The sequence below is a fragment of the uncultured Rikenella sp. genome, assembly GCF_947628055.1.
GTDB lineage: Bacteria > Bacteroidota > Bacteroidia > Bacteroidales > Rikenellaceae > Rikenella.
The window spans coordinates 1-4334 of the sequence record NZ_CANQYJ010000143.1 but is presented as its reverse complement, the minus strand read 5'-3'; the positions used below and the strand labels follow the sequence as shown (position 1 = coordinate 4334).

The window sequence follows — 4334 nt, the reverse complement described above, 5'->3', positions numbered from 1 at the left end:
CCCCCCAGTAATCCCTGCCGCCCAGTTTTTCTTCCCACTGACGCCCTCCCACAAGCTCCACGCGAAAACCGTAAGGGATGTCTTCAGTCCGCCCGTAACCGTAAATCATATTACCCTGGAAATAGTTGCGGCGGGCGAAACCTATGCTGAACAGGAAAAGGTCGCGGTTGTGATAAAAAGGGTTCAGACTTTCGGTCACCGGCGGCCGGTTGATGTATTGTTCCTTGCCCAGTGAAGCGGCGATATAGACATTCGTCCCGTTGTGCCAGTTCAGACACCAGGATTTGCCGATCCAGCCGTTCACCCGGAAACGGTTGACATAATAAGTGGTGTCGGTCAGTGACAATTTTTCCCGCTTGTAGCAGCGGCCTGCTTCGAATCCGAACGCCCAGTCGGAAGGGAGTATGAAAGGATGCTCCACGGTGAACTGTCCGATGTTGCTGTTTGCGCCGACTCCCATTTTGACCGTCACGTCGGTAAAAGAACCGAGCAGGTTCCGGGCCGTATAATCGATTTCGGTTCCGATATGTTTCAATCCTTTCTCGCTGCTGAATGTCAGCTTGATTTCATCGCCGGTGCCCAGAAAATTCCGGTCGAAAACGGAGATCCGGTTCTCGATGCTACCGAACGAGGCATCGGCGCTGAGAGACCAGTTGTCACGGGCGAAAATGTTCACAATGACTGCCGACGAATCGTGCGGATCCGGCAAAACCACGAAATAAGCCGTCGAAAGATAAGGCAGGCTGCGGAGCATCTCTTCGTTGATCCCCATGACGTAAGGATTGATCGTGTCCCCGACCTGGAACAGGAGGTTCTGCGTCAATTGCTTCTTCTGGGTACGGATGTGGATTTTATCCAGGAAACGTTGTCCCCAACTCACTTTTTCAGCCGGATTCCTCGGTGAAAAGACATTGGCCTGGGTGAGGCGCACGGCAGCGATGCGTTTGCCGGAATAGTGCTCGAAATAATTCCGGTTCCGCGTGAAATCGAGCATGGGAGGCCCTTCGTCGCTGGCATCCCGGTTACGGATCAGTGAACGGAACAGAAACTGGGTGATGGGATTCTTGTATCGGCGGTACCGAAGCGTGTCGTAGAAAGCATCGGACTTTTCGCTCCGTTCGCGGAAATTCATGGGCACAACGATCGTATCGCTGTGCATCTGGTCATCGTAGTTGGCCGTTCGCGCCGGCTCGGCAACGAGAGGGGGTGTCTGCGCGTAAACGAACGGGGCAAGGCAGAAGAGCAGGAGTGACGTGGCGATATGTCTGCATCTACACATCATCTGAACGGAACTGATACCCCAACCGCTTGCCGGTCTGGAGTTTCGAGTTCTCGATTTTGGTATTCATCTGGTCTACCGTCACTAACTTGACCGTATCGTACGGCGGCACGAGCAGATCGAAGTCCAGCGTGTAAGCCATCGTATTTTCGATAATTTCCGTCAAGGCTTCCGGCGTAATGGCCCCCTGTCCGAACCGGTCGTGCCGGAACGCCACCTGCCGTTTCCCTTCGACCATGTACTGAAAGTCGCGGTTGATAAAGATCCGCGCCACTAAGTACCCCTCGTCCGCCGACCGGTTGTATTTGAACGAGTCGGCCAGAAAGTTGTAGATGTTGATCACCCCGCAATAAGCGTTCTGCTTGTCCTGCTTCACATAGGAATTCTGCCAGATGATATTCTCCCGCTCGAACTGGAATACATTGGTGTGCATGCTGAAAATCAGGATGTCGCCGGCCATCTGGAGCTGGGCCTCGAATTTTCCCCGGTCGCGGTATTCCATTTTGACCCGTTTGTCGGTATTCCCCTCCAACCGGTCGTTCACCTCCACGGCATACTCCTGCAAAATCTCCTTGAGCTGACAGAAAACCTGCTGTGTATTGTCGAAAATATGCTGAAGCAATGCCGACTTTGTCTTCAGTGTCTCGATAATCTGTTCCCGTTTGTTTTCCGTCCGATCGGTCTGTTCCATAGGTTTTGGTCGTAAATCTTTGAGAATTAAAAGGTCAGAATGGTCTGCCGCAAAGCGAGGAGGCGTTCGAGCATCCCATCCATCTGGTCAAGGGGTAACATATTGGCTCCGTCCGACAACGCATGCGCCGGATCCGGATGCGTCTCGACGAACAGGCCGTCGACCCCTACTGCAATCGCCGCCCGCGCAATGGTTTCGATCATTTCCGGATGTCCGCCCGTCACCCCGCTGCTCTGGTTGGGCTGCTGCAGCGAATGGGTAATATCCATCACCACCGGAAATCCCGTCCGCTGCATGATCGGTATCCCCCGGTAATCCACCACCAAGTCCTGATAGCCGAACATCGTCCCCCGATCCGTGAGTATCACCCGGTCATTCCCCGCTTCCGTAATCTTGGCCGCCGCAAATGCCATCGACTCCGGTGCCAAAAATTGTCCTTTCTTGATATTGACCCACTTGCCGGTCTCGGCCGCCGCCGTCAGCAGGTCGGTCTGCCGGCACAGGAAAGCCGGTATCTGGAGCACATCGACATATTCCGCCGCCATCGCCGCCTCTTCCGGATTGTGTATGTCGGTCACCACCGGTACGCCGAACTCCCGCCGCACTTTCGCCAGCAAGTTCAGCGCCCGGATGTCCCCGATCCCCGTAAACGAGTCACCCCGGCTCCGGTTGGCCTTGCGGTACGATGCTTTGAAGATATACGGAATCCCCAGCCGGGAAGTGATCTCCACCATTTCCCGGGCCGTACTCATCACAATATCTTCGTTCTCGACCACGCACGGCCCCGCCATCAAAAAGAACGGCCCCTTCTTGTTGTCATCGGTAAATCCGGGTATTTCGACCCGGATATCTTTGTTCTTGGTCCCGGTATGGCTGCACTTCATCGTCATAAAAATCGCTTTTTTCTGTAAATCTAATTATTTTCCCCTCAAACCCCAAACCGGTCTAATATTTCCCTTGCCAAAGATCGTCCATGCGAGCTTTCATTTTCCCTTCCGCCGGATTTTCGGCCGGTTCCCAGAACCGTTTGCCGCTCAACCCCTCCGGCATGAACTCCAGATCGACGAAATGGCCCGGATAGTCGTGCGCATACTTGTATCCCGTTCCATATCCCGCCTGTTCCATCAGTGGGGTAGGGGCGTTCCGCAAGTGGAGCGGCACAGGCCGGTACCCTTCTTTCTCGACCTGCGCCATGGCCTTGTCGATGGCCAAGTAGGCCGAGTTGCTCTTAGGCGATGTCGCTAAATAAATCGTGGTCTGCGCCAGCGTGATCCGCGCTTCCGGCATTCCGATGTTATGCACCGTATTGAAACAGGCCTCGGCCAGCAGCAAGGCGTTCGGATTGGCCAGCCCGATGTCCTCGGAAGCCAGTATGCACAGCCGCCGGGCGATGAACCGCGGCTCTTCGCCGCCGGCCAGCATCCGGGCCAAATAGTATATGGCTGCGTTCGGATCGCTCCCCCGGACGCTCTTGATAAAGGCCGAAATGACGTCGTAATGTTCCTCGCCGTTCTTGTCGTACCGGGCTATATTTTGTTGCAGTGAAGCCCGCACCGTCTCGTCGTTGATAACGATTTTTTCGTCGCCTGCCGTGCTGCAAATCATTTCGACGATATTGAGCAGCTTCCGGGCGTCTCCGCCGCTGAATCCGAGCAGGGCGCCGGTCTCTTCGATCCGTATGTCCAGCTCTTTCAGGCAGGGGTCTTCCGTGATGACGCGGTCGAGCAGTTTTTTCAAATCTTCTTCGGCCAAGGGCTTCAGAATATAGACCTGGCACCGTGAGAGCAGTGGCCGGATGATCTCGAACGAGGGGTTTTCGGTCGTCGCCCCGATCAGGGTGACGACGCCTTGTTCGACTGCTCCCAGCAGCGAGTCCTGCTGGGCTTTGTTGAAGCGGTGGATTTCGTCGATGAACAGTACGGGCGGTGCCGAGTCGAAGAATCGGCTCGACCTGGCTTTCTCCAGCACTTCGCGCACTTCTTTAACTCCTGCATTTATGGCGCTGAGTGTGAAGAATTTGCGTTCCAATGACCGGGCCATGATCTGGGCCAGCGTGGTCTTCCCTACGCCCGGAGGCCCCCACAAGATGAAAGAGGAGAGATTGTGTGTAGTCACGAATTTGCGCAACACGCCGTCCGGCCCCACCAAATGGGTCTGTCCGATATATTGGTCGAGGGTCGTCGGACGCATCCGCTCGGCTAAAGGTACATTGCTCTTCATAATCCACAAATTTATATACTTTATTCTTTGTACGGGAAGCCACCATTTTCTTTTTGAAAAAAGAGAACTACCTGTTGGTTGAATTAAATTAGTGCATATTTTATCTGTCCAATGGGACGATGATTAACGAAATTGACATATTGC

General features: G+C 54.4%; 4 protein-coding genes. All 4 read right to left on the bottom strand.

Going from position 1 to position 4334, the window contains the following annotated elements:
• Nucleotides 1–1282 (bottom strand): hypothetical protein (locus tag Q0Z93_RS09725; RefSeq protein WP_298065031.1); only part of this gene is annotated, 1282 nt, incomplete at its 3' end.
• Entirely contained in the window at nucleotides 1272–1970 is a 699-nt protein-coding gene (locus Q0Z93_RS09720) for a hypothetical protein (protein ID WP_298065029.1), read from the bottom strand. The genes Q0Z93_RS09720 and Q0Z93_RS09725, both read right to left, overlap by 11 nt.
• Before the next feature lie 26 nt (nucleotides 1971–1996).
• The gene (gene kdsA / locus Q0Z93_RS09715) at nucleotides 1997–2860 is read right to left on the bottom strand and encodes a 3-deoxy-8-phosphooctulonate synthase (protein WP_298065026.1); all 864 of its coding nucleotides are present in this window, start codon (nucleotides 2858–2860) and stop codon (nucleotides 1997–1999) included.
• Nucleotides 2861–2915: 55 nt separating this feature from the next.
• Nucleotides 2916–4190: a replication-associated recombination protein A gene (locus Q0Z93_RS09710; RefSeq protein ID WP_298065023.1), complete on the bottom strand. Its 1275-nt coding sequence runs from the start codon at nucleotides 4188–4190 to the stop codon at nucleotides 2916–2918.
• Nucleotides 4191–4334: the final 144 nt, after the last annotated feature.

Bases quoted from the DNA above. Each gene is read 5' to 3' on its own strand.
- Q0Z93_RS09720 (WP_298065029.1), bottom strand. From the start codon at position 1,970: ATGGAACAGACCGATCGGACGGAAAACAAACGGGAACAGATTATCGAG.
- kdsA (WP_298065026.1), bottom strand. From the start codon at position 2,860: ATGACGATGAAGTGCAGCCATACCGGGACCAAGAACAAAGATATCCGG.
- Q0Z93_RS09710 (WP_298065023.1), bottom strand. From the start codon at position 4,190: ATGAAGAGCAATGTACCTTTAGCCGAGCGGATGCGTCCGACGACCCTC.